The organism is Bradyrhizobium sp. Leo78, assembly GCF_059512425.1.
In genome coordinates this window covers 14698-36466 of sequence record NZ_JCAMOT010000011.1, presented here as the reverse complement: position 1 = coordinate 36466, position 21769 = coordinate 14698, and the positions used below count along the sequence as shown (strand labels likewise).

General features: G+C 62.8%; 27 protein-coding genes and 1 tRNA gene. 25 read left to right on the top strand and 3 right to left on the bottom strand.

Going from position 1 to position 21769, the window contains the following annotated elements; genetic code table 11:
* Nucleotides 1–56 precede the first annotated feature (56 nt).
* From AC5ZG1_RS16495 to AC5ZG1_RS16440, 12 genes are all read left to right on the top strand, one after another.
* Nucleotides 57–362 (top strand): hypothetical protein, encoded by a 306-nt coding sequence (locus tag AC5ZG1_RS16495; RefSeq protein WP_496133490.1) that lies wholly within the window; start codon nucleotides 57–59, stop codon nucleotides 360–362.
* Nucleotides 362–2023, top strand: coding sequence for a terminase large subunit domain-containing protein (locus AC5ZG1_RS16490; RefSeq protein WP_496133489.1), 1662 nt, complete (start codon nucleotides 362–364; stop codon nucleotides 2021–2023). Before AC5ZG1_RS16495 ends, AC5ZG1_RS16490 begins: the two co-directional genes overlap by 1 nt.
* The gene (locus AC5ZG1_RS16485) at nucleotides 2020–2376 is read left to right on the top strand and encodes a hypothetical protein (protein ID WP_496133488.1); all 357 of its coding nucleotides are present in this window, start codon (nucleotides 2020–2022) and stop codon (nucleotides 2374–2376) included. Before AC5ZG1_RS16490 ends, AC5ZG1_RS16485 begins: the two co-directional genes overlap by 4 nt.
* Entirely contained in the window at nucleotides 2361–2783 is a 423-nt protein-coding gene (locus AC5ZG1_RS16480) for a hypothetical protein (RefSeq protein ID WP_496133487.1), read from the top strand. The genes AC5ZG1_RS16485 and AC5ZG1_RS16480 overlap by 16 nt, the downstream gene beginning before the upstream one ends.
* 4 nt (nucleotides 2784–2787) lie before the next feature.
* Nucleotides 2788–4293, top strand: a complete 1506-nt coding sequence (locus AC5ZG1_RS16475; RefSeq protein ID WP_496133486.1) for a phage portal protein — start codon at nucleotides 2788–2790, stop codon at nucleotides 4291–4293.
* Nucleotides 4293–4454, top strand: a complete 162-nt coding sequence (locus AC5ZG1_RS16470) for a hypothetical protein (RefSeq protein WP_496133485.1) — start codon at nucleotides 4293–4295, stop codon at nucleotides 4452–4454. Before AC5ZG1_RS16475 ends, AC5ZG1_RS16470 begins: the two co-directional genes overlap by 1 nt.
* The gene (locus AC5ZG1_RS16465; protein WP_496133484.1) at nucleotides 4454–4648 is read left to right on the top strand and encodes a hypothetical protein; all 195 of its coding nucleotides are present in this window, start codon (nucleotides 4454–4456) and stop codon (nucleotides 4646–4648) included. Before AC5ZG1_RS16470 ends, AC5ZG1_RS16465 begins: the two co-directional genes overlap by 1 nt.
* A 3-nt stretch (nucleotides 4649–4651) precedes the next feature.
* A complete protein-coding gene (locus AC5ZG1_RS16460; protein ID WP_496133483.1) occupies nucleotides 4652–4957 on the top strand; it encodes a spike base protein, RCAP_Rcc01079 family in 306 nt (101 codons plus the stop codon).
* Nucleotides 4958–4962: 5 nt separating this feature from the next.
* Nucleotides 4963–5298 (top strand): hypothetical protein, encoded by a 336-nt coding sequence (locus tag AC5ZG1_RS16455; RefSeq protein WP_496133482.1) that lies wholly within the window; start codon nucleotides 4963–4965, stop codon nucleotides 5296–5298.
* A gap of 611 nt (nucleotides 5299–5909) precedes the next feature.
* Nucleotides 5910–7724, top strand: a complete 1815-nt coding sequence (locus tag AC5ZG1_RS16450) for a phage tail tape measure protein (protein ID WP_496133481.1) — start codon at nucleotides 5910–5912, stop codon at nucleotides 7722–7724.
* A 42-nt stretch (nucleotides 7725–7766) separates the two neighbouring features.
* Nucleotides 7767–7931, top strand: a complete 165-nt coding sequence (locus AC5ZG1_RS16445) for a hypothetical protein (RefSeq protein WP_394565175.1) — start codon at nucleotides 7767–7769, stop codon at nucleotides 7929–7931.
* Nucleotides 7928–9280 carry a M15 family metallopeptidase gene (locus AC5ZG1_RS16440; RefSeq protein WP_496133480.1) on the top strand — a complete coding sequence of 451 codons (1353 nt, stop codon included), beginning with the start codon at nucleotides 7928–7930 and terminating at the stop codon, nucleotides 9278–9280. The genes AC5ZG1_RS16445 and AC5ZG1_RS16440 overlap by 4 nt, the downstream gene beginning before the upstream one ends.
* A 29-nt stretch (nucleotides 9281–9309) precedes the next feature.
* On the opposite strand, the gene AC5ZG1_RS16435 is transcribed toward AC5ZG1_RS16440, so the two are convergent.
* The gene (locus AC5ZG1_RS16435) at nucleotides 9310–9888 is read right to left on the bottom strand and encodes a hypothetical protein (RefSeq protein WP_496133479.1); all 579 of its coding nucleotides are present in this window, start codon (nucleotides 9886–9888) and stop codon (nucleotides 9310–9312) included.
* Between the two features lie 223 nt (nucleotides 9889–10111).
* Between AC5ZG1_RS16435 and AC5ZG1_RS16430 the strand changes: the two genes are divergently transcribed.
* From AC5ZG1_RS16430 to AC5ZG1_RS16415, 4 genes are all read left to right on the top strand, one after another.
* Nucleotides 10112–10324: a hypothetical protein gene (locus tag AC5ZG1_RS16430; protein ID WP_496133478.1), complete on the top strand. Its 213-nt coding sequence runs from the start codon at nucleotides 10112–10114 to the stop codon at nucleotides 10322–10324.
* A gap of 197 nt (nucleotides 10325–10521) precedes the next feature.
* Entirely contained in the window at nucleotides 10522–10719 is a 198-nt protein-coding gene (locus AC5ZG1_RS16425; protein WP_394565171.1) for a hypothetical protein, read from the top strand.
* Between the two features lie 3 nt (nucleotides 10720–10722).
* Nucleotides 10723–10917 (top strand): hypothetical protein, encoded by a 195-nt coding sequence (locus AC5ZG1_RS16420; protein WP_394565170.1) that lies wholly within the window; start codon nucleotides 10723–10725, stop codon nucleotides 10915–10917.
* Nucleotides 10904–12058 carry a site-specific integrase gene (locus tag AC5ZG1_RS16415; protein WP_496133477.1) on the top strand — a complete coding sequence of 385 codons (1155 nt, stop codon included), beginning with the start codon at nucleotides 10904–10906 and terminating at the stop codon, nucleotides 12056–12058. The genes AC5ZG1_RS16420 and AC5ZG1_RS16415 overlap by 14 nt, the downstream gene beginning before the upstream one ends.
* Before the next feature lie 6 nt (nucleotides 12059–12064).
* Here AC5ZG1_RS16415 and AC5ZG1_RS16410 read toward each other — a convergent pair.
* Nucleotides 12065–12141 (bottom strand) — tRNA-Arg (locus AC5ZG1_RS16410).
* Nucleotides 12142–12333: 192 nt separating this feature from the next.
* Nucleotides 12334–13812 carry a sensor histidine kinase gene (locus tag AC5ZG1_RS16405; protein WP_130226089.1) on the bottom strand — a complete coding sequence of 493 codons (1479 nt, stop codon included), beginning with the start codon at nucleotides 13810–13812 and terminating at the stop codon, nucleotides 12334–12336.
* 372 nt (nucleotides 13813–14184) lie between these two features.
* Between AC5ZG1_RS16405 and rpmH the strand changes: the two genes are divergently transcribed.
* The 9 genes from rpmH (at nucleotide 14185) to dapD (ending at nucleotide 21754) form a co-directional block, all read left to right on the top strand.
* Nucleotides 14185–14319 carry a 50S ribosomal protein L34 gene (gene rpmH, locus AC5ZG1_RS16400; protein ID WP_008542748.1) on the top strand — a complete coding sequence of 45 codons (135 nt, stop codon included), beginning with the start codon at nucleotides 14185–14187 and terminating at the stop codon, nucleotides 14317–14319.
* A gap of 26 nt (nucleotides 14320–14345) precedes the next feature.
* Nucleotides 14346–14726 carry a ribonuclease P protein component gene (rnpA, locus tag AC5ZG1_RS16395; protein ID WP_051397093.1) on the top strand — a complete coding sequence of 127 codons (381 nt, stop codon included), beginning with the start codon at nucleotides 14346–14348 and terminating at the stop codon, nucleotides 14724–14726.
* 19 nt (nucleotides 14727–14745) lie between these two features.
* A complete protein-coding gene (gene yidC, locus AC5ZG1_RS16390; RefSeq protein ID WP_456646623.1) occupies nucleotides 14746–16593 on the top strand; it encodes a membrane protein insertase YidC in 1848 nt (615 codons plus the stop codon).
* Nucleotides 16594–16733: 140 nt separating this feature from the next.
* Nucleotides 16734–17387 carry a ribosome biogenesis GTP-binding protein YihA/YsxC gene (gene yihA / locus AC5ZG1_RS16385; protein WP_496133476.1) on the top strand — a complete coding sequence of 218 codons (654 nt, stop codon included), beginning with the start codon at nucleotides 16734–16736 and terminating at the stop codon, nucleotides 17385–17387.
* Nucleotides 17384–17755: a DUF423 domain-containing protein gene (locus tag AC5ZG1_RS16380; RefSeq protein ID WP_028167332.1), complete on the top strand. Its 372-nt coding sequence runs from the start codon at nucleotides 17384–17386 to the stop codon at nucleotides 17753–17755. The genes yihA and AC5ZG1_RS16380 overlap by 4 nt, the downstream gene beginning before the upstream one ends.
* Nucleotides 17756–17860: 105 nt before the next feature.
* Nucleotides 17861–18754, top strand: coding sequence for an acetylglutamate kinase (gene argB / locus AC5ZG1_RS16375; RefSeq protein WP_028167331.1), 894 nt, complete (start codon nucleotides 17861–17863; stop codon nucleotides 18752–18754).
* A 152-nt stretch (nucleotides 18755–18906) separates the two neighbouring features.
* On the top strand, nucleotides 18907–19899 hold the full coding sequence (locus AC5ZG1_RS16370; RefSeq protein WP_496133575.1) for a DUF1036 domain-containing protein: 993 nt from the start codon (nucleotides 18907–18909) through the stop codon (nucleotides 19897–19899).
* A 149-nt stretch (nucleotides 19900–20048) separates the two neighbouring features.
* Nucleotides 20049–20738 carry a pyrimidine 5'-nucleotidase gene (locus AC5ZG1_RS16365; RefSeq protein ID WP_496133475.1) on the top strand — a complete coding sequence of 230 codons (690 nt, stop codon included), beginning with the start codon at nucleotides 20049–20051 and terminating at the stop codon, nucleotides 20736–20738.
* 170 nt (nucleotides 20739–20908) lie between these two features.
* The gene (gene dapD, locus AC5ZG1_RS16360; protein WP_130229722.1) at nucleotides 20909–21754 is read left to right on the top strand and encodes a 2,3,4,5-tetrahydropyridine-2,6-dicarboxylate N-succinyltransferase; all 846 of its coding nucleotides are present in this window, start codon (nucleotides 20909–20911) and stop codon (nucleotides 21752–21754) included.
* Nucleotides 21755–21769: the final 15 nt, after the last annotated feature.

Genomic DNA, 21769 nt, shown 5'->3' with positions numbered 1-21769 from the left:
CGCCAATGTCGAATCCTGCCCCATCTCCAGCCGTCAGGGCCCGCGGCCTTGCTCGAATGAAAGAGATCGCGCGCGAGGATGAGCTGAAGCGTCAACGCCTAGTTGCCGAGCTTCTCGATGGTCTCGGCAGGCCGGCGACCGCCATGGACCGGGTCACGGCCGCAACCCTGGCCGCGGCGCATGTTCGCGCGGACAGGCTTCGCTCGGTCGGCCGCAGCGATATCGAAGAGCGGCGTTTGATAGTCCAGCTGCAGCGCGCATCCGGCTTCAGGCCGCCACCGACAGAGCCAGCGAAGCCGGCGCCTGGGCTCTCAGCCACCGAGTGGTTGAACGGCTTCCAGCGTAGCGACGGAGCGACCTGATGCACCTCGCCGACGCCATGACACCCGGTGGTCCATTCGAGCCGTGGTATCGCGGCGGATCCTGGAACGCTTGGCGCACAGCCGCGAAGGCGATGGACGGCCTGCCGTTGTTGGCATCCGAGTCCGAGTTCTTCAAGTCGATTGCCGGAGGTCGCGAACCACCTCGGCGCCGTGTTCGTGAGTTCTGGGCCGTTGTTGGCAGAGGCGGCGGCAAAGACAGTATCGCCTCCGGCGCCGCCACGATCGACTCCGTAACCTTCGATCCGAGCGTGCTGCGTCCTGGCGAGCGCGCCCTAGTCTTGTGTGTTGCGGTCGACAAGGATCAGGCCAGAATCATCAGAAACTATGTCGGCGCATTCTTTGAACGCATTCCGGCCTTCAAGCGAATGGTGCAGCGTGAGACAGAGGACGGGCTCGAGCTCGACAATGGGGTCGACGTCACGGTTCTAGCCGGCAACTTCCGCAGTGTCAGGGGTAGGCCGATCTTGACTGCGATCCTGGACGAATGCGCCTTCTTCCACAGTGGTGACACCAGCTCGCCCGATCTCGAATTGTACAGGGCGATCCTGCCCGGCCTGCGCCTACCGACGTCACGACTGATCGGCATCAGCTCGCCATACAGGAAGGCCGGCTTGCTCTACACGCGCCATCGCGCGCATTTTGGCCGGGACTCGGACGACGTTCTTGTGATCCAGGCGTCATCATTCGCGATGAATCCAAGTCTCGATCGCGGCGAGTATGAGCGGCAGATGGACGAGGACCCAGCCGCAGCCCGGGCCGAGTTTGACGCCCAGTTCCGCGACGACCTTGTCAGCCTCATCGATCCCGCGACCGTCGACGCCTGTGTGACATCCGGCGTCACCGAGTTGCCCCCGATGCAGGGCGTCAAGTATGTAGCCGGAGTCGACCCGAGCGGCGGCAGCAGCGACTCCATGACGATGGCAATCGCGCATGCCGAGGGCGAGCGCGGAGTGCTCGATCTTGTCGCCGAATGGCGGCCGCCGTTTTCGCCGGAGGTCGTGACGGCAGAGATTGCCGCGATCTGCCGGCACTACGACGGCATCAACACAGTCACCGGGGATGCGTATGGCGGCATGTGGCCGCGCGAGCGCTTCGCCGTTCATGGCATCGAGTACCAGCTCGCTCCGATGTCTCGTTCTGAGTACTACCTGACCATGGTGCCGGCGCTCAATACGCCGGGCCGTATCGCGCTACTCGATCAGCCTCGCCTGATATCCCAGCTTTGCAACCTTGAGCGCCGCGTCGGGCGAACCGGCAAGGATGCTGTGAACCATCCGGCTGGTGGACATGATGACGTCATCAACGCCGCGGCAATCGCCTTGGTCAGCGCATCATGCCGGACGGCTGACCCTGGCATGCTCATCTTCTACCAGCGGCAGGTCGAGCGGATGCTCGGCGCTCCACAGCAGCCACGGCCCGCTCTCGGCGCCTACACCTTCACGGCGGATCCGCTGGTCTCGCTCACGGTGCCGCCCGGGTCCGCGCCCACGATATACGGCATCGCATCGGTAATGAACGCTGGCGATCGGACGCTGGCCACCATGACCCAAGCGCAGGCCCGCGAGCTGCTCAAGATCCCGGCGTGGCGTCTTCTCAATCCCGATCTGGCCCGTGATCTCGGAAGCGAGGAGGCCGCATGACCGCGCGTCGAAGCGATGGCTTCGTGAAGGTGAACGTGCCGACCGCGTGCTCTCACGTAATGGTGGAAGGCACGCTTTACCCGGTCGAGGGCGACGGCACGCAGTGCTTCGTCTGGCTGCATCCAGCCGCTGCGCTCGACATGCTAGCAGTGCCGACGAGCCCGTTTCGAGATCATAACCGCGAGCTGCTCGCCGTGCTCGAAGAGAAGGCAAAGTCCGAGGGGTACGCGCCGCGCAACGCGACGCAAGGCGTTCGCATCAGCGACATGCTGCAGGCGATCGAGGACTCACGTCCCAAAACCTTGATGGAAGAGCTACAGCACGCGCATCGCGTACGATGGGGGCAGGCATGAAATCTTTTAAAGCTGATAGAAGCATCACCCGAATCCGGCGCATGCTCGCCGGCACGGAAGCAATCCTAGTCTACGCCGACCGAGAGACGCTGGCGCGAGAGTATCGTGCCGCAGGTCAGCAGCTGGACGAGGCAATCGCCGACCTTCGGCAGATGCATGATCTCATCGTCACCGCAATTCGCAACGACGTCGTCTCGCTGCCGGCGAATCTCGCGGTCTGCGTTCAGCGCGAGGCAAATCGCCTACTCGAACAGTACGGTGCCGGCGCGGTCGGGATGCTTCATCGCGAGACGGTCATCAAGACGGCGGCGATCATGGACGCCTACAACGTTCGGTGCGATCTGCTCGACGCGGTGGCCGCCAGAAGCCGCTTCGTCGCAGCGCAAGCCGGTCGACACAGGATTTAAAGACATGGCGGGGGATGACAACGATATAACGAAGGCCTTGGTCCAGACCGAGCGAGGCCTAGCCCGCCATCTGACTCAGTCCGAGATCGCGGCGCCGACTGCGCCGCCCGGCTCGGGCTCGGCGGACTGGTTCGGTCCGCGCCAGCCCATGCGTCCGATTGCACCGCCCGAAGTCGCCGGTCGTGTTCGCGACTTCATGCCCGGAATCAACCTTACAACTCAACCTCGACCGGAAGAGGCGGTCGGGTTCGCGGCGCTACGCGCGCTTGCCGATAACTGCGACATTCTCCGGCTGATAATCGAACGGCGAAAAGATCAGATCACGCGACTGCCCTGGACGATCAGGGCTAAGCATGACGGCCATGATCGACGTCGACCAAAGGCGTCGGAGCTATCGCCACAACTCCGCAACACCATCAGCGAGGTAACCCGACTGTTCAAGCGGCCAAGTTGGCAACTCGGCTTCCGGCCGTGGCTTCGATCTCTTTTGGAGGACCTATTCGTCATCGATGCGCCGACACTGCACGTTCGTCGCAACCGTATCGGTGGCATTGCAGATCTCACAGTTCTCGACGGAAGCACTATCAAACGCGTTTTAGACGAATGGGGCCAGACTCCGCGTCCGGGTCCGTTCCTTTGGGAAGGTCAACCTTTTGAATGGCTCGGCCAAACGGTCGACCGATCTAATGTGTTCGCTCTCGGCTTTCAGCGGCACGAGCTGATCGACGGCTGGCTGTATCCGCCGGCATATCAGCAGGTGCTGAAGGGCATGCCGGCGATCAACTACACCACCCGCGATTTGATCTATCGGCCGATGAATCCGCGGCCGGGCCACGATTATGGCCTCAGCCCGGTCGAGCAGGTGATGGTCACGGCGCGCCTCGCCATCGCCCGAGCGATGCATCAGCTGGAGTATTACCGTGAAGGCAACATGCCGGAAGGCATCTACGGCCTACCGGAGAGTTGGACTCCCGATCAAGTCCAGAGATTTCAAGATTATTGGGATAATTTGTTCGTCGGCAACCTAGGCCAAAGACGGCGCATCAAATTCATGGCCGGAGACGGCAAGCTTCAGCAATTCAGGGAAGCGCCGCTAAAGAACGAATTTGATGAATGGCTCGCTCGCGTCGTCTGCTTCGCGTTCTCGTATCCACCGAACGCGCTGGTCGCGCTTTCGAACCGCGCTATCGCCGAGCAATTAGAGCGCACCGGCGAGGAAGAGGGGCTAGAACCGGTCAAGAACTGGTGCGCCGATCTGTTCAACGAAATCATTTCCGATCAGCTCGGCGCGGATGAAGTTGAGTTCGCATGGGTCGAGGAGAACGAAGTCGATCAGGCCAAGGAGGCCCAGATCCTCTCGACGTATGCCGACTGCGGCGCGCTGACGCTGAACGAGGTGCGCGAGCGCATCGGCTTTGAGCCGAGCGCGGACCCGGCTGCATCGGTGTTGGCAGTCAAGACCGCCGCCGGCCGCATTCCGATCAGCGGCACGAAGCAGGAGCAGATGTGATGCTGACCGCCGCCGATCGGGAACGTAACCGCATTCTACGCGAGATCCTGAAAATCGAGCGGTGGCTACACGACGACGCCGGAGATCGGCGAGCAGCGGCGTTTCACAAATCTAAACTCGCAGAGCTGCGGGCTGATCTGGAAAAAATGGAGGACAAGTAATGACGACGATGAATCCAATCGAAAAGTTATACCATCACGGTGACGACGAGGCCACATGGTTGCGCAAGATGGAAACAGATCTCGCCCGGCGCATGCTAGCCAAGTCGACCGCAAGCAAAAGCGCGCCGAGCGACAGCGACTTGCTTCGCAAGGGACTTGCCCGACAGTTGGAGCGTCTCGACGCAAGGAAGTGAACAATGCCCAAGACCGCCGTTGACCCGTTCTTCGCGACCACTGTCGAGCCGATCAGCGCTGGTCGCCACGCGATCGCGGTTACGCCTGACAACAACAACGACCTGCCACACGTGACCAGTTCTCTTCTGGTCACCGCCGGATCAGGCGCTACCGGCATCGCCGTGATCATGGCGAACGATCCTGATGGTGTGGCGGTTACGATCCCGATAGCGCCTGGCACTATTCAGCTGCAGATACAGGTAAGACGCATCATGTCGACCAACACCGCACTGGGCACTGGCGGCGGCGTTGTCGCTCTCTGGAGTTAGAGAAAATGACCATTAGAATGTTCGCTACCACCCTGGCCGCGTCATACGACAACGTCAATGGCATGGTGTTGATCCCACCACCTCCGGCGCCTACACAACGCGCATACGCGGTGACGCTCGGGGCGGCGCTAGATATCCAGGGCGACTTCAGCGGCGACGCTGGCGTGCTTGCAAACGCCGGGTTCGTCGCCATCGCGTTGAGCGGCACGACAGCCGCGCGCCCCATCGGCATCAAGGCCGGCACTCTCTACATCGATACGACGCTCAACGCTGGCGCTGGCGCCGTCATCTTCTGGGACGGCGCCAACTGGAGAAATGTCATCAGCGGAGTGAGCGTCTGATGTCGACATTCGCCGCAATGTGCGACGCCGCCGCCAACGCGAGCAGCGGACGGCCGGCGGAGGAAGTGATCGAATCTGGCTTACAGATTGTCGCGATCGGACTCGCTCGCCTCGATCCCTCGCGTCGATGTTTGGCAATGGCGCAAGCGATTCGGCGCGTCGATGCCGGGGGTCCCGCATTGAAGTTATCTGCACGACTCGCGGAGAGCGAGACATGATTTTGAACAGCGCGGCCGCCTTGGCTCCCTCAGCGCCTCCGCTGGCCGCGCTCGGCGGAGAGCTGTTTCCTTCCAGCTCTCCGCCATCTTCTATTTTCGAGCAGAGCCGCGGCCCATCCAACCGCTTGGTGCGCTCGAGCTTCTCGCGGGTTAGCTCGGATGAACAGCGGCCCGCGAGCAAGTTTTGCGCGAGGGAATTCCTTGCTCGGCCGGCGCGCGGGTCGGGTTTCAGAAAGGTGACCTCCGTGCTTCGCGCAAATTGGACATTGAACGGACAAGGTCGCCGACGCGCGCATCATTTTGAGGAGTAGTGACGTGGAAGCCTACAAAATTGGGGTCACTATCGCGCTCGCCAACGGCGTCAGTCCGGTCCTCGCGATCATCGGTCGCGACATGCTCGGCCTCGGCACGAAAATAAAAGATATCGAGAACAACTTTGCCGGATGGTCGAAAGCCTTGTTAGGTGTCGGCGGCATCCTGGCCGGCGCGACGATCTTGGGAGCTATGGGAAAGCTCGTCGACAAGACCCGGGAATTTCAGGACGAGCTGATCAAACTGCAGCGCCTCGGTGGCGACATCGGCAACGCCGCCGCAAGCGGTGATCTCACCAACAGAGCATTCGACATCTCCCGTCGCGTGCCGATGAAGGTACAGGACCTGTTGAAGATCCCGGGATCCACGTACTCGATCATGGGCGAGCACGAGGCGATGGAGACCTGGGAGCCGCTCGCAAAATACGCATGGACGCAACAGGCCGACGCCCACTTCCAAGGCGATGTGACGGGTAACTTGCAGAAGGTGATCCGCGCCGGCGAAATGTCGGGCCGCATCACCGACCCCATCACAAAGAATATCGACCCAGCGAAGCTGACCGCGTTTCTCGATACGGTTGCGCGCATCAAAGCGGCGACGCATGGCATGGTTAATGAGGACGCCCTCCTCGCGCTGGCGCAACAGGGTGGTCCGACCATGCGTGGCCTGACCGATCAGGGCTTCCTCACGTTGGCCATACAGTCTCAAATGATGGGCGGTCACCGCGCCGGCACCGCGTATCTGTCGCTGTGGCAGCAGCTCGCCGGTGGCACCATGATGAAACGCACCGCTCATGGATTGGAGGAGATGGGCTTCCTCAAGCCCGATGAGTGGTCCTCCGAGGGCGGCCACGTCTCTATCTCGAAGGAAGCATCGAACCGACTCACAAATCTGATCGGACAAGATCCACTCGCCTTCGCGCAGAAGATCAACGAGGAGCTTGCCAAACGGGGCATCACTGATCCGATCGAGCAACAGCAGGCCATTATGCGCATGACCGGGCGTCAGACGACGCAGCGGCTAACGATGGAAGAAGCCATCGGGATGCAGCAGATGATCGCCGAGCGCGCGCGAATGGCGCAAGGCATGGGAGCCGGCGGATCGTTCGACTTGATTCAGGACAAGAGCATCACCGCCAACATGGAGGCGGTGAAGAACGCCTGGAACAATCTTCTCGTCGCCGTCGCGGGCCCGCAGAGTGAGAACGTTGTGGCTGTCCTGAAGCAGCTGACCAGCGCGATCAACGGCATGACGGGGGCCGTTTCCGGAATCTCGCCCGAGACGATGAAGGCGATCTTCGGAGTTGTCGCCGCCATCGGCGCGGGATTCGTCGCCCTCGGCGCTATCTCGCTGGCAAGTCTTGCCACGGTGCCGGCACTGATCGGCGCCACCGTCATCGCCCTTGGAGCATTCGTCGCTGTCAACTGGGAGTCGATCAAGAACCACTTCGAGACCATCAAGAACGTTGCGACCACCATCATCAGCGCGGTCCCCGGGCTCGGCGCCGTCGCCGCCGCGCTGCACGAGTTGTCCAAGGTCCAGTGGCAGACCATCGTCGCCGCGTTCGACGGCATCAAGAACGCGATCATGAGCTTCATCGAATGGCTGGAAAGCATCCCCGGCAGGCTGCGGGGCTGGTTCGGCAATCCTAACGGACCCGGCAAGGCTGACGGCGATTCGGTCGGCAAGGGCCTCAACCAGCCGATGCGGTTCGTCCCCGGCACCAATCGCAACATTCACATCCAAAACGCGACTAACCTGAACATCGACGGCCGCACGCTGGCGCAGGCGATCTCCGATCAGCTCGAACAGCTCTACGGCTTCCCGACCGGGGCTCCATCACCCGATGGCTCCGGCCGCTACTTCGCGGGGGACCATAACTTCGCCGATGTATGACCAATGAGGCGATCAATCTTGAATCTCGACGTAGAAGGCGCGATGGCGATGCACGACATTCACCGGGATGTTGCGGTCGAGTTGGCTGACGCAATTCTTGCGAAGCACTGCGGCGCGAGCGAGCTTTCCGCGGAAGGCCTGCGCGCGCTGCTGGACGACCTCGTCGCGAATGGCTTCATACCGCTGTCTGGATCGGAGCTGAATTGAAGGAGACCGGCACAATCACGATCGACGGCGTCGTTGTCGGCACGATGACGATCGAGACCGGCGAGGCCGGCACCGTGAACCTGTTCGGCGACATTGCACCGGACCTTGACGGCTACGAGCCGCAGGGCCGTGCTGCTGGGCGCAATCTCGGCGCTCGCGATGCCGACGCGCCGCCGTCTCACGGTCACGGTCATGGCAGCCATCGCCACGGTGTCAAGCATCACCGCGCCGAGCATCGTCATGGGCCGCGCCAGCAGCATCACGAGCACCGCGCCGAGCCGCACGACGAAAAGCCGCGCGAACGCTTCGGCGGCGAAGGCGACACCGATCCGCCGGTGCCGCGTGCACCGCGGGCACCTGAAACAGGCGGCAGTCCGGTACGGCGCGGCTCGGCCGAGGTCGATGCGGCGATCCAGGATGCCGCCAAAAGGCACGGTATCGACCCAAACTTCCTAAAGGGCGTCGCCTCGATCGAGAGCGACATGAATCCATCTTCAAACGCCCGCGCGGCAAACCCGCACAAAGGTTTGTTTCAACTGAGCGGCGAGGAATGGCGGCGCTTCAGTAAGCCGGACGGCAACATCTACTCCGCGCGCGACAACGCCGAGGCCGCAGCCGCCAAGTTCGAGGCTGATGCCGCCGACTTCAAACAGCGCTTCGGCCGCGATCCAACCGAGGCCGAGCGCTACATGATCCATCAACAAGGCATGGGTCATTTCACCCGCGGCGCCCTAACGAACATCGCGGGCAACCCCTATCCCGGCATGCATGGTGCGCAGACGCCTGAGAGCTTTCGCGAAGGCTGGGGCCGCGAGGTTGCCAGACGCAAGGCGCAGTTCGAGAATCCGGCAGCGCCACCATCATCGCCTGAAGCTACTGCACCGACATCCGGACGGGGCAGCGCGAATCTCATGCACGGCCAGTATGGTGCACCGGGCCAGAATCTCGTCACGATCCATACGCCGAGCGGCAAGCCGGTCGTGGTCCACAAGGATGCCGCCGAGTCCTTCCGGGGTTTTCTCGCGGACCTCGAAGCGAGCGGCTACAAAATCCACTCGCTTGGCGGGTACAACCATCGCAACATCGCCGGATCGAACCGCCTATCCCAGCATGCTTATGGCAACGCCATCGATATCAACCCAGGTGCAAACCCGATGCGCCACGGGCTGCTTCACACAAACCTGCCGGACAACGTCTCGGACATGGCTGCCAAGCATGGGCTGTCATGGGGCGGCGACTGGCGAGGCCGCAAAGACCCGATGCATTTCGAATGGACCGGCAAGAGGCCGGCGCGCGGCGAAGTGGCCAAGTCCGATGTCAGCTTCGATCCGGGGACGATGGCGCCGTGAACACGCGGGGAAGCCGGTGATGGGTGCTGCTACGGTCCGGCCCGGGAGCTGTTCGGTTTCAGCCTGTCTTCCTGAAGAATGCTCAAATCAGGAAACTCAGGCGCGCAAGCCCGACACCGCCTCCAAATCTCTTCATCCTCGCCATGCCGACCCAGGGTCAGGTAATAATTGATGCCCTGATGCTTTGCGAAAACGATCCATTGTCCGGTAAGGGCTGGCTGGAGGCCTTCGCTCGGGGGTGCGTTACCGGCGCGCTGTGAATATCCCTCGATTACGAAATGATGGATCCAGCGATCGCGTGGCACTTCACGTTCTAGCTGTTCCAGCTTTTCGGGATTCCAATAGTTCACCAGATTCTTCGCAATGTATGCTGGCTGCATGAAATGCTTGTGCCAGAGCCCACGCAGTGGCGGTCGGCCTAACTCGGATTCAGGCTTCGTCAGTGAACGCTTGGGTGAGACGCCTTCTAGAATCGCAATCTCATCCAAGATCTGGTGAACGTGCAGGGTTCTATTTTCGTAGTGATAAACCAGCTGATGAAGCAATCCTGTCGAACACTTCCCCGACGAAGTCTTCAACGCTAGCCATTCTTCCATTTCTTCGCGCATCGTGTTCGGCGCCTTTTACCTCTCACTCCGATCAGCTTCGCGAGTATGCACCTAAACGGTGCAGTTGACGAGCGCCACGCGTAGGAGCAGCATGGTGTGCCGCTCGCGCAAAGCGGCCAGCTTTCGCAAAGCCGAATTCCCCAAGGAGACCATTAAATTCACTGAGCGGTGACGGACTCGTCACCGATAGATGTTTTGTTGTTCCAACTTTGGAGAAAAATTAATGGCTGCAGATATCATCACGCGCACGCCGAGGGCGGAGTCCAAAAGCTTTCAATATCTCGGTGATGGTCAAGTGTTCGTCTCACTCACGACCGACGACGGCGAGATCGGGTACGTTACCTCGGCGACTGGTCTCGTTCGGTCGGTCAATCTCGCTGTCGAGATGATGAATAAAAACCTGTCCAGCTTCCTGGGAGAGATCGGCGCGCTCTAAGTTACCGCGCGCTGATCGCGCCCACGTCTCGACGCCAAGGCCCGCCGCAACCCGGCGGGCTTTTTTGCTGTTCTCTAAGTTGTGATCACCGTAGCGGCTCACGTAGGCGCGCAAACGGGTTCCCTGTTGCCGATCAGTATCGAACGCATCACGGTTATTTCTACAACTAATCTGCTTCGCATCGAGGCTTTGGAGAGATGATTGCACTGAACTTGAATGTACCCGCCGACGTGCGCGAACAGTTGCAGGCGTGGGCCAAGTATAACTGCACGTCGATGACGGCGGAGTTGGTCCGCAGCGTTAGGGATCGGGCTGCGGCGGAGAAGAAGGGCCGCAGCGCAGGCAAGAGCAGCACCGGACTGCTCGCCGGGATAGCAGAGAAGACGGCGCGCTGATCCATGTCCCGCGCCCGGCAGACCTTCAAAAAGACCGACGTCACCAAGGCCGTGCTGGCCGTGGTGGCGGCCGGTCTGTCGGTCGCGCGGGTCGAGATCGAGAGCGGAAAGATCGTTGTGTTCGCCGAGACGCCGGAGCAGGATGCAGCCACCCTAACGCCGCTCGATCAATGGAGGCGGGAACGTGGTCAGGGCTAATATCGAAGGCGTCTTTCCCACCTACAAAACGCTCAAGGACGGCACCCGCCGAACGTATTGGTATCATCGAGCAACAGGCAAACGTCTGCACGGCGAGCCTGGCGAGCACGAGTTCATTGCCGATTTCGCGGCGGCCGAAAAGCTAATCCGCGATCGCCACGCGGGCACGCTGAACAGCCTGATCCGCTCTTACACAACTTCCATTGAGTTCGAGCAGAAGCTCGCCGCCTCGACGCAGGCTGAGTACAAGCGCATGCTGACGAAGGCAGAGACCGAATTCGGCACCATGCCGATTGCCGCTCTCGATGATCCCCGTGTCCGCAAAGACCTGCTCGATTGGCGCGAAAAAGTCGCGCGGAAATCCGGGCAGCGCGAGGCCGATAATCGGCTCTCCGCAATCTCCGCAATGCTGACATGGTCCGTCGACCGCGGCACGCTGACGGCCAACCATCTGCGTGGCTTCAAGCGGCTGTACCATGTCGACCGCTCAGAGATTATCTGGCTGCCCGAACACATCGCGGCCTTCATGAAGGTGGCGCCGATCGAGCTGCAGCGCGCGCTGATCCTGGCACTTCATACCGGCCAGCGTGAGGGCGATCTGCTGCGCCTGCCGTGGTCCGCCTACAAGAGCGAACATATTGAACTGCGGCAAGGCAAGGCACGCCGGAAGGGAAAGTCGGCGCCGCTGATCCACATCCCGTGCACCCGCGCCTTGCGCCGCATGCTCGACGGCATGAAGCAAGTCTCGACCCTGATTTTGACGACGAAGACCGGCCAGTCATTGAAGCCGCGCTACTTCAACACACTCTGGGACCGGACCATGACTAAGGCCGGCTTGCAGACCGTGAGCCTGCCTGGACTGGACGAGCCCGTTGAACTGCACTTCCACGACCTGCGTGGCACAGCCGTGACGCTCTTGTCCGAAGCTGGCTGCACGCCGCAGCAGATCGCGACGATTACCGGGCATTCGCTTAAGACGGTCTACCGAATTCTGGAACGATATCTTGCGAGGACGCACGGGCTCGCTGAGCAGGCGATCTTCAATTTCGAGCACAGCCCGAGAACAAAGTTTGCAAACCGTCTGCAAACCGGCACCGCCAAGGCGCCGAGCAGAAACGGAAAACGCAATGCCAATCAATGATGTGGATGGCGCGCCCGGAACGATTCGAACGTCCGACCCTCAGATTCGTAGTCTGATGCTCTATCCAGCTGAGCTACGGGCGCGTTTTCGCGTGAGGGGCTTTGAGAGCCCGGGGTCTGTCCGAGAGACTCGGACGCACCAGCGAAAGAGCGCTTTAGCTACAGGCTCCGGGTCCGGTTGGCAAGGTCTGGAATAGGGGTTCTGGAATCGATTTGAGCCGGAAGCGGCCCCCCCGAACGGAAAAAGTCCGGGGTTTCCGGTCGTTTCGGGGCACCTCAGGCCCGTGCGCGCTCGGTGCGGACGATCTGGAGTTCCACCGGGCGGTCGGGGATGGCGATGCGGAAGGTGGCGCCGATGGTGCCTTCGACGAGGTTGATCTCGCCGTCATGGGCACGGATCAGCTCGGCGGCGATCGCGAGGCCGAGCCCGCTGCCGCCGGGGCGGCCGGACGTCTGGAACGCCTCGAACAGGTGATCGCGGGTCTTCTGGGGAACGCCGGGGCCGGTGTCGGAGACCTCGATGATCGCGACTGTCCCCTCGCGGCGGCCGGTGATGCGGATCTGCTGGGCGCCGCCGTCGGTCGCCGGACGGCTCTCCAGCGCCTGCGCCGCGTTGCGCACGAGGTTGAGCAGCACACGGAACAGCTGGTCCGGATCGGCATCGATCGCGAGCCCGCGCTCGATGGCGCTGATCCAGGTGATCGAGGCATCCGAGGCAAGCCCTGCCGATTCGCGCACCTCGACGACGACGGGCTCGACCAGGATCATGCGGCGGTCGGGAGCGGCCTCCTGGGCGCGGCCGTAGGACAATGTCGACTGGCAGAAGGCGATGGCGCGTTCGAGTGAGCGCAACAGTTTCGGCGCGAAGCGCTGCACCCTGGGATCAGGGACGCTTGCGAGCTGATCGGACAGAAGCTGCGAGGAGGCAAGCAGGTTGCGCAGATCGTGATTGATCTTGGAGACGGCGAGCCCCAGCGCCGCCAGCCGGCTCTTCTGATGCAGCATCGAAACCAGGTCGCGCTGCATGTCGGAAAGCTCGCGCTCGGCGACGCCGATCTCGTCGCCGCGTTGGCTCGGCACGATGATCCGCGCCGAACTTTCGGGGTTTTCGTGGAAACCGATCAGGCTCGCGGTCAGCCGCCGCATCGGGCGCACGAACAAATAATGCAGGGCGAGATAGACCAGGCCCGCGGTGAGGCCCCCGATCAAGAGCGCGACGATCAAGACGTTGCGTGAGAAGCGGTACATCGCCTGCCGCAGCGGCTTCTCGTCGATCACGACCTCGATGAACTGCGCCTGGCCCGGCGCCGGCCCGACCACGCGGATGGTCTGGTCGCCGTGCTCCAGCATGATCTGGAATGCATCGACGATCGCCGACCACACCGACATCTCGCGCATGTCGACGTCATGGTCGATCGCAGCCGGCAGGTCGGCGCTGGCGAGCAGCCGCCGCTGCTGGCCCATCTTGATCGCCACCGCACGGGCGCCGATGCTGGTCAGGATCTGGCGCGCCAACGATTCCGGGACATAGCCGGACGGCGCGGCATCGAGCACCAGCGCCGCGGTGTTGGCCGCGGCCAGCCGGTCGTTCAGCCTGTTCATCCGGAAGTTGGCGATCGCGGGCACATAGATCAGCATCCCGGCGATCATCACCAGGGGGATCGTGAGCAGCAGAAGCTTGCCGGACAGGCCAAGCCGGTACACCGGCTGCGCCCGAGACTTCTCCGTCGTCGGCTGATCGTCGGTCACTGACACGATATAGGCCTTCTTTGGCGCATGTTCAGCATGCTGCCGTGCACCATCGCCGGTCAAATTACGGATCGCTAATGTAAGCCGGTTCCATGTGCCCCGGATGCAGCCGGCTAACGCCGGGCCACATAGACAACAACCCCACAGAATCAGGACTATTTCCGCGAATTACGACCTTTCGAAGAACCGCTTTTGCCGCGCTGGCCGACATTGACGAAAAGGAGGCGCTCCCGTATAAGCCGCGCAAATTGTCCGCGATGGCCCGGTTTTGCCGGGGGCGGCTCATTTGGGGCCGCGAATGGCCCATTCTGGGCCAGCCAGCATCATCGGACCTATCTCAATTCATCGGCAGATTGCCTGTTCAGCGGAGAACGACCCGTGAAGCGGACTTATCAACCCAGCAAACTGGTGCGCAAGCGCCGCCACGGCTTCCGCGCCCGTCTCGCCACGGCCGGTGGCCGCAAGGTCCTCGCTGCGCGCCGCGCGCGTGGCCGCAAGCGTCTGAGCGCCTGAGCCCGGGCGTCTTCCGGAGATTCTAAATGGATCGGCTAAGGCAGCGGGCGGACTTCGTCGCCGTTGCCAATGGCGCGCGGGCGACCAGCCCGGCCTTTGTGCTGCAAGGCCGCGCCCGTGATGATGACGGCCCGATCCGCGTCGGCTTCACCGTCACCAAAAAGAACGGCACCGCTACCGAGCGCAACCGCATCCGGCGCAGGCTTCGCGCGCTGATACAGCGGCTCGACGTCATACCGATGCGGCCACATCATGATTATGTGTTAGTCGGCCGCCGGGATGCACTAACCCGCGACTTCGCGGCCATGCTCGACGACCTCCGCACAGCGCTCCGCCGCCTCGACCGGCAACCGGCCAAAAGCGGCCGCAGCCAGAATAATATAAAGAGCGGCGGCAACCGGAATTGAATGACGAGACCTTGAAGAGATGACCGACAACCGCAACACCATCATCGCCGTCATTCTGTCCGGCCTGGTGCTGATCGCCTGGCAATATTTCTACAACGTGCCGCAGATGGAGAAGCAGCGCGCGCAGCAGCAGGCGCAGACTGAACTGCAGAAGCAGCAGACGCCGCCGGCGCAGCAGACAACCCCGGGCACCGCGCCGCAGCCGGGATCGGCGCCTTCGCCTTCGAGCGCGCAACCGGCCTCCGGCGCGCCGGTCGTCAGCCGCGAAGCCGCGATCGAGGCCAGCCCGCGCGTCAAGATCGACACGCCCACATTGTCAGGCAGCATCTCGCTGAAGGGCGCGCGTATCGACGATTTGTCGCTGGAGAAATTCCGCGACACCGTCGACCCGAAATCACCACCGATCGTGCTGTTCTCGCCGTCGCAGACCGCCGCGCCCTATTACGCGGAATTCGGCTGGGTGCCGGCGACCGGCGCCACGGTGCGGATGCCTGACGCGACCACGGTGTGGCAGCAGGAGGGTTCCGGCGCGCTGACGCCGACTAATCCGGTCACGCTGAAATACGACAATGGCGAAGGCCTGACCTTCCGCCGCACGATTGCGATCGATGACCGCTATCTCTTCACCATCAAGGATGACGTCACCAATGCCGGCAGCGCCCCGGTCACGCTCTATCCCTACGCGCTGATCTCGCGCCACGGCACGCCGCAGGTTTCCGGCTATTACATCCTTCATGAAGGCCTGATCGGCTATCTCGGCGATCATGGCCTGCAGGAATTCGGCTACAAGAAGATCGACGACGCCAAGCGGGTGAACTTCAGCGCCACCGACGGCTGGCTCGGCATCACCGACAAATACTGGGCTTCCGCACTGCTGCCGGACACCTCCGCCAAGCTGCAGGCGAGCTTTTCCTCCGATCTGGTCAACAACAACAGAAGGTACCAGACCGATTATCTGCTGGAGCCGCAGACCGTCGCGGCCGGCGCCACTGTCACCGCCAATGCGCGGCTGTTCGCCGGCGCCAAGGAAGCCGGCGTCGTCGGCATCAACTTCCCGCTCGGGCCGGGCGGCTACAACCGGCAGCTCGGTCTCAATCATTTCGATCTGCTGATCGACTGGGGCTGGTTCTACTTCATCACCAAGCCGATGTTCCTGGCGCTCGACTGGTTCTATCGCCTGTTCGGCAATTTCGGCGTCTCGATCCTGCTGGTGACGGTGATCGTGAAGCTGTTGTTCTTCCCGCTCGCCAACAAGTCCTACGCCTCGATGGCGAAGATGAAGTCGATCCAGCCGCAGCTTGCGGCGCTGAAGGAGCGCTATCCGGACGACCGGGTGAAGCAGCAGCAGGAGATGATGGAGATCTACAAGAAGGAGAAGATCAACCCGATCGCGGGCTGTCTTCCCATCGCGCTGCAGATCCCGGTGTTCTTCTCGCTCTACAAGGTGCTGTTCGTCACCATCGAGATGCGGCACGCGCCGTTCTTCGGCTGGATCAAGGACCTGTCGGCGCCGGATCCGACCAACCTGTTCACCCTGTTCGGCCTGATCCCGTTCGACCCCACCACGATCCCGGTGTTCGGCCATTATCTCTGGCTCGGCATCTGGCCCATCATCATGGGCATCACGATGTGGTTCCAGATGAAGCTCAATCCGACGCCGCCGGATCCGACGCAGAAGATGATCTTCGACTGGATGCCCTTGATATTCACGTTCATGCTGGCCGGCTTCCCGGCAGGCCTGGTGATCTACTGGGCCTGGAACAACCTGCTTTCGGTGGCGCAGCAGAGCTACATCATGCACCGGAACGGGGTGAAGGTAGAATTGTTCGACAATCTCAAGGCCACCTTCGCGAAGAAGGCGACGTAGCGCCGTCATTGCGAGCCACCGGGTCGCGCGAACGCGCGCCCGATGACAGGCTCCGCGAAGCAATCCATGCCTCAGCAAGTGGCGCTATGGATTGCTTCGTCGCTTCGCTCCTCGCAATGACGGAATGAGATCTTTCCCACATGACCGCCGAAACCGATGCGGAGCTGATCGAAGCGGGGCGAAAACTGTTCGCCGGCGACTGGCATTTCCTCTGGGCCGCGCCGTCGATCGAGACGCTGCCGCCGATGGCGGGGCTCGAGGTTGCCTTTGCCGGACGCTCCAATGTCGGCAAGTCGAGCCTGATCAACGCGCTCACCGGCCGCAGCACACTTGCGCGCACCTCGCACACGCCGGGACGCACACAGGAACTGATCTTCTTCGAAGGCCCTGAGAAAGCGGGCTTCCGTTTGGTCGACATGCCCGGCTATGGCTATGCCTCCGCACCCAAGGCAAAAGTCGCGTCCTGGACCGCGCTGATCCATAAATTCCTGCAGGGCCGCGCCACCCTGGCGCGGGTCTATGTTCTGATCGATGCCCGCCATGGCATCAAGGATGTCGATCTCGATGTCCTGAAGACGCTCGACAAATCGGCCGTCAGCTACCAGGTGGTGCTGACCAAGGCGGACCAGGTGAAGGCCTCCGAACTCGCCGCCCGCATCGAAGAGACCGCGGCCGCGCTGGCGAAACACCCGGCCGCCTTTCCGGATGTCTTGGCGACCTCCTCGCGCACCGGCACCGGCATGCCGGAATTGCGTGCCGCGATGGTGCGTCTGCTCGAAGAGCGCCGCGGATGAACAGCCTGCATCGAATCCTACTGGTCCTGGCCGGCATCATGGGCGCCTGTGGCGTGATGCTGGCGGCCGGATCCGCCCATCTCGCCGATGCGACGCGGCTTGCAGCCGCCTCGTCGATGCTGCTGTTTCATGCCAGTGCGGTGCTCGGGGCAATCGCCCTCGTCGGTCGCGGCCTGCTGAACCGCGCGATCGGGACTGTTTCAGCGATCGGCTTCGTCATCGCCGCGTCATTGTTCGCCGGCGATCTCTGCCTGCGCCAATATGCCGGTCACGGCCTGTTTCCAATGGCCGCGCCGACCGGCGGGACGCTGTTGATCGTGAGCTGGCTGGTACTGGCGCTCGCGGCAGCATGGCCGCGGCGGACTTAACCCTTCTCCCCTTGTGGGAGAGGGTGAACAGCGCTTTGCGCCTCGCCCGCCAATCGGATAGAACCGCGCCCGACGCCGCTTTCTGGGAATAGCGAGACCCGCTCCATGACCGACACGAAGATCAGCCCGCTCGACCAGGCCCGCATCCTGTCCGAGGCGCTGCCGCATATGCAAGAATATGACGAGGAAACCATCGTCATCAAATATGGCGGCCATGCCATGGGCGCGGAGGACACCGCCAAGGCGTTTGCGCGCGACATCGTGCTCCTGGAGCAGACCGCGATCAATCCGGTGGTCGTGCATGGCGGCGGGCCGCAGATCGCGACCATGCTCAAGCGCCTCGGCATCCAGTCCGAGTTCGCGGCGGGCCTGCGCATCACCGATGCGGCGACGATCGAGATCGTCGAGATGGTGCTGGCCGGCTCCGTCAACAAGCAGCTCGTCGGCTATATCAACGAGGCCGGCGGCAAGGCGGTCGGCCTCTCCGGGAAGGACGGCAACATGGTGAAGGCGTCGAAGACGACGCGCACCATGATCGATCCGGGTTCCAACATCGAGAAGGCGATCGATCTCGGCTTCGTCGGCGAACCCGAGAAGGTCGACCTGACGCTGCTCAACCAGCTCATCGGCTATGAGCTGATCCCGGTGCTGGCGCCGCTGGCGACATCAAAGGACGGCCAGACGCTGAACATCAATGCCGACACCTTTGCCGGCGCTGTGGCCGGCGCCTTGAAGGCTAAGCGCCTGCTGCTGCTCACCGACGTGCCGGGCGTGCTCGACAAGTCCAAGAAGCTGATCCCGGAACTGTCGGTAAAGGACGCGCGCAAACTGATCGCGGACGGCACCATTTCCGGCGGCATGATCCCGAAGGTCGAGACCTGCATCTACGCCCTGGAGCAGGGCGTGCAGGGCGTCGTCATCATCGACGGCAAGACGCAGCATGCGGTCTTGCTGGAGCTGTTCACCGATCAGGGGACAGGCACGCTGATCCATAAGTGACCAGGTCCTACTATTCACCGTCATGGCCGGGCTCGTCCCGGCCATCCACGTCTTTTCAGCAGCAACCGCGTGCGAAAGGCGTGGATGCCCAGGTCAAGCCCGGGCATGACGGGGCGAGGGTGAGGAGATCGCGCCGGTCCCTTCTAGCTCAAGTGCTGACGGCGGTGCCGGCCGCGGCGCTTTCGTTCTTGCTTTCCTGCGCGCCGGCGCGCGCCGACCTGAAACTCTGCAACCGCATGAGCTACGTGGTCGAGGCCGCGATCGGGATCGATGAGAAATCGGCGACCGCGACGCGCGGCTGGTTCCGCATCGACCCCGCCGCCTGCCGCGTCGTGGTGCAGGGCGCGCTTACCGCCGACCGCGTGCTTCTGAATGCGCGCGCGCTCGGCGTCTACGGCGCCTCGCCAATCCCGCAAAACGGCACCGACACGCTCTGCGTCGCGCAGGACAATTTTGTCATCGCCGACGCCCGCCAGTGCCGCAGCGGCCAGACGCCGGCGCAATTCACGCAGATAACGCCGACGCAGTCCGAGGACGGCAACCTCGTCGCCTATCTCGCCGAAGGCTCCGAATATGACGAGGAGCAGGCGCGGCTTGCCGGCATCCAGCGTTTGCTCGTGATCGCCGGCTATGATGCCGCGCCGATCGACGGCGTCGACGGGCCGAAGACGCAAGGAGCGCTGTCGGCGTTCCTCAAGAGCCGCGGCCTCTCCAGCGACGTCGTGCAATCGCCGAATTTCTTCACCACCATGATCGATGCCGTGCAGAAGCCATCCGCGACCGGACTGACCTGGTGCAACGACACGCCGCACAAGGTCATGGCGGCGGTGGCGACCGACGACGGCAAGGCCGTCACCAGCCGCGGCTGGTATCGGATCGATCCCGGCAAGTGCCTGCATCCCGACGTCACCGGCCAGCCGAAGCAGATCTTCTCCTTCGCCGAAGCCGTCGATGCCGAGAACCGCACCATCCGCTTGAAGGACAAGCCGCTAAACTGGGGCGGCGCGACGCAGCTCTGCACCCGCGAGAGCAAGTTCGAGATCGCCGAGCAGGGCGATTGCGCCACCCGCGGGCTGGCCGCAGTCGGCTTTGCGCCGGTCGACATGACCAGCGGCGGCAAGACACTGCGCTTTGCGATGCCGTGATAACATCAGCCGTCGTCCCGGCGAAGGCCGGGGCCCATAACCATAGGGTTTAGTGATATGCGAAGCTGTAACTGCTTGCTCGCGCCACAACGCGTCCCTGTGGTTATGGGTCCCGGCCTTCGCCGGGACGACGTGAGAGAGTCGTAAATATGTCCCGCGCCTTCGACCATATCGACACCTGGGTGTTCGACCTCGACAACACGCTGTATCCGCATCACGTCAACCTGTGGCAGCAGGTCGATGCGCGGATCGGCGAGTTCGTGAGCAACTGGCTGGGCGTCACCGCGGAAGAAGCCCGCCGCATCCAGAAGGACTATTACCTCCGCTACGGCACGACGATGCGCGGCATGATGACCGAGCACGGCGTCCGCGCCGACGACTACCTCGCCTATGTCCACCAGATCGATCACTCGCCGCTGGAGCCGAACCCGGCGATGGGCGCCGCGATTGCAAGGCTGCCCGGCCGCAAGCTGATCCTGACCAACGGCTCGACCGACCATGTCGGCGCGGTGCTCGCGCGTCTCGGCATCGGCGCACATTTCGAGGCGGTGTTCGACATCATCGCCGCCGAGCTTGAGCCGAAACCGGCGCCGCAGACCTATCAGCGCTTCCTGGCGCTGCACGACGTCGATCCCGCCAACGCCGCGATGTTCGAGGACCTCGCGCGCAACCTGGTCGTGCCGCATCAGCTCGGCATGACCACGGTGCTGGTGGTGCCCGACGGGACGCAGGAAGTCGTGCGCGAGGACTGGGAGCTCGAGGGCCGCGACGCCGCTCATGTCGACCATGTCACGGACGATCTGACGGGGTTTTTGCAGAGGCTACGCGCCACAGGCTGAAAATGTAGCCCGGATGGAGCGAAGCGCAATCCGGGGTTCTCGCAAGCGGAAACCAGTCCCGGATTGCGCTTCGCTCCATCTCGGCTACGGCAGAACCAGCCTTGACTCCGCCGCGCCAAATCCCGAAAAAGCTCCAAATACCCTCCCCGCCCGCCTCAAGGAATCGCCCGATGTCGCTGTCCGCCCTCGAGTCCATCGTCAACGCCGCGTTCGAAGCCCGCGACGGCATTTCGACCTCGACCACGGGCGAGGTGCGCGAGGCCGTGGATTACGCGCTCGAACTGCTCGACAAGGGCGAGACGCGCGTCGCCGAGCGCGAGACGAGCGGCAAATGGAAGGTCAACCAATGGCTGAAGAAGGCGGTGCTGCTGTCGTTCCGCCTCAACGACATGGGACAGATTCCCGGCGGTCCCGGCAAGGCGTCGTGGTGGGACAAGGTGCCCTCGAAATTCGATGGCTGGGGTGAGAACCGCTTTCGTGACGCCGGCTTTCGCGCGGTGCCGGGCGCGATCGTGCGCCGTTCCGCCTTCATCGCCCGCAACGTCGTGCTGATGCCCTCCTTCGTCAATCTCGGCGCCTATGTCGATGAAGCGACCATGGTCGATACCTGGTCGACCGTCGGCTCCTGCGCGCAGATCGGCAAGCGCGTGCACATCTCCGGCGGTGTCGGCATCGGCGGCGTGCTCGAGCCGCTGCAGGCCGAGCCCGTGATCATCGAGGACGATTGCTTCATCGGTGCCCGCAGCGAGGTCGCCGAAGGCGTGATCGTGCGCAAGGGCGCGGTGCTCTCGATGGGCGTGTTCCTCGGCGCGTCCACCAAGATCGTCGATCGCGAGACCGGCGAGACCTTTGTCGGCGAAGTGCCGGAATATGCCGTGGTCGTGCCCGGCACCTTGCCGCCCAAGCCGATGAAGAATGGACAGCCGGGCCCGGCCACCGCCTGCGCCGTCATCGTCAAGCGCGTCGACGAGCGCACCCGCGCCAAGACCAGCATCAACGAATTGCTGCGGGACTGAAGACGCAGCCAAGGT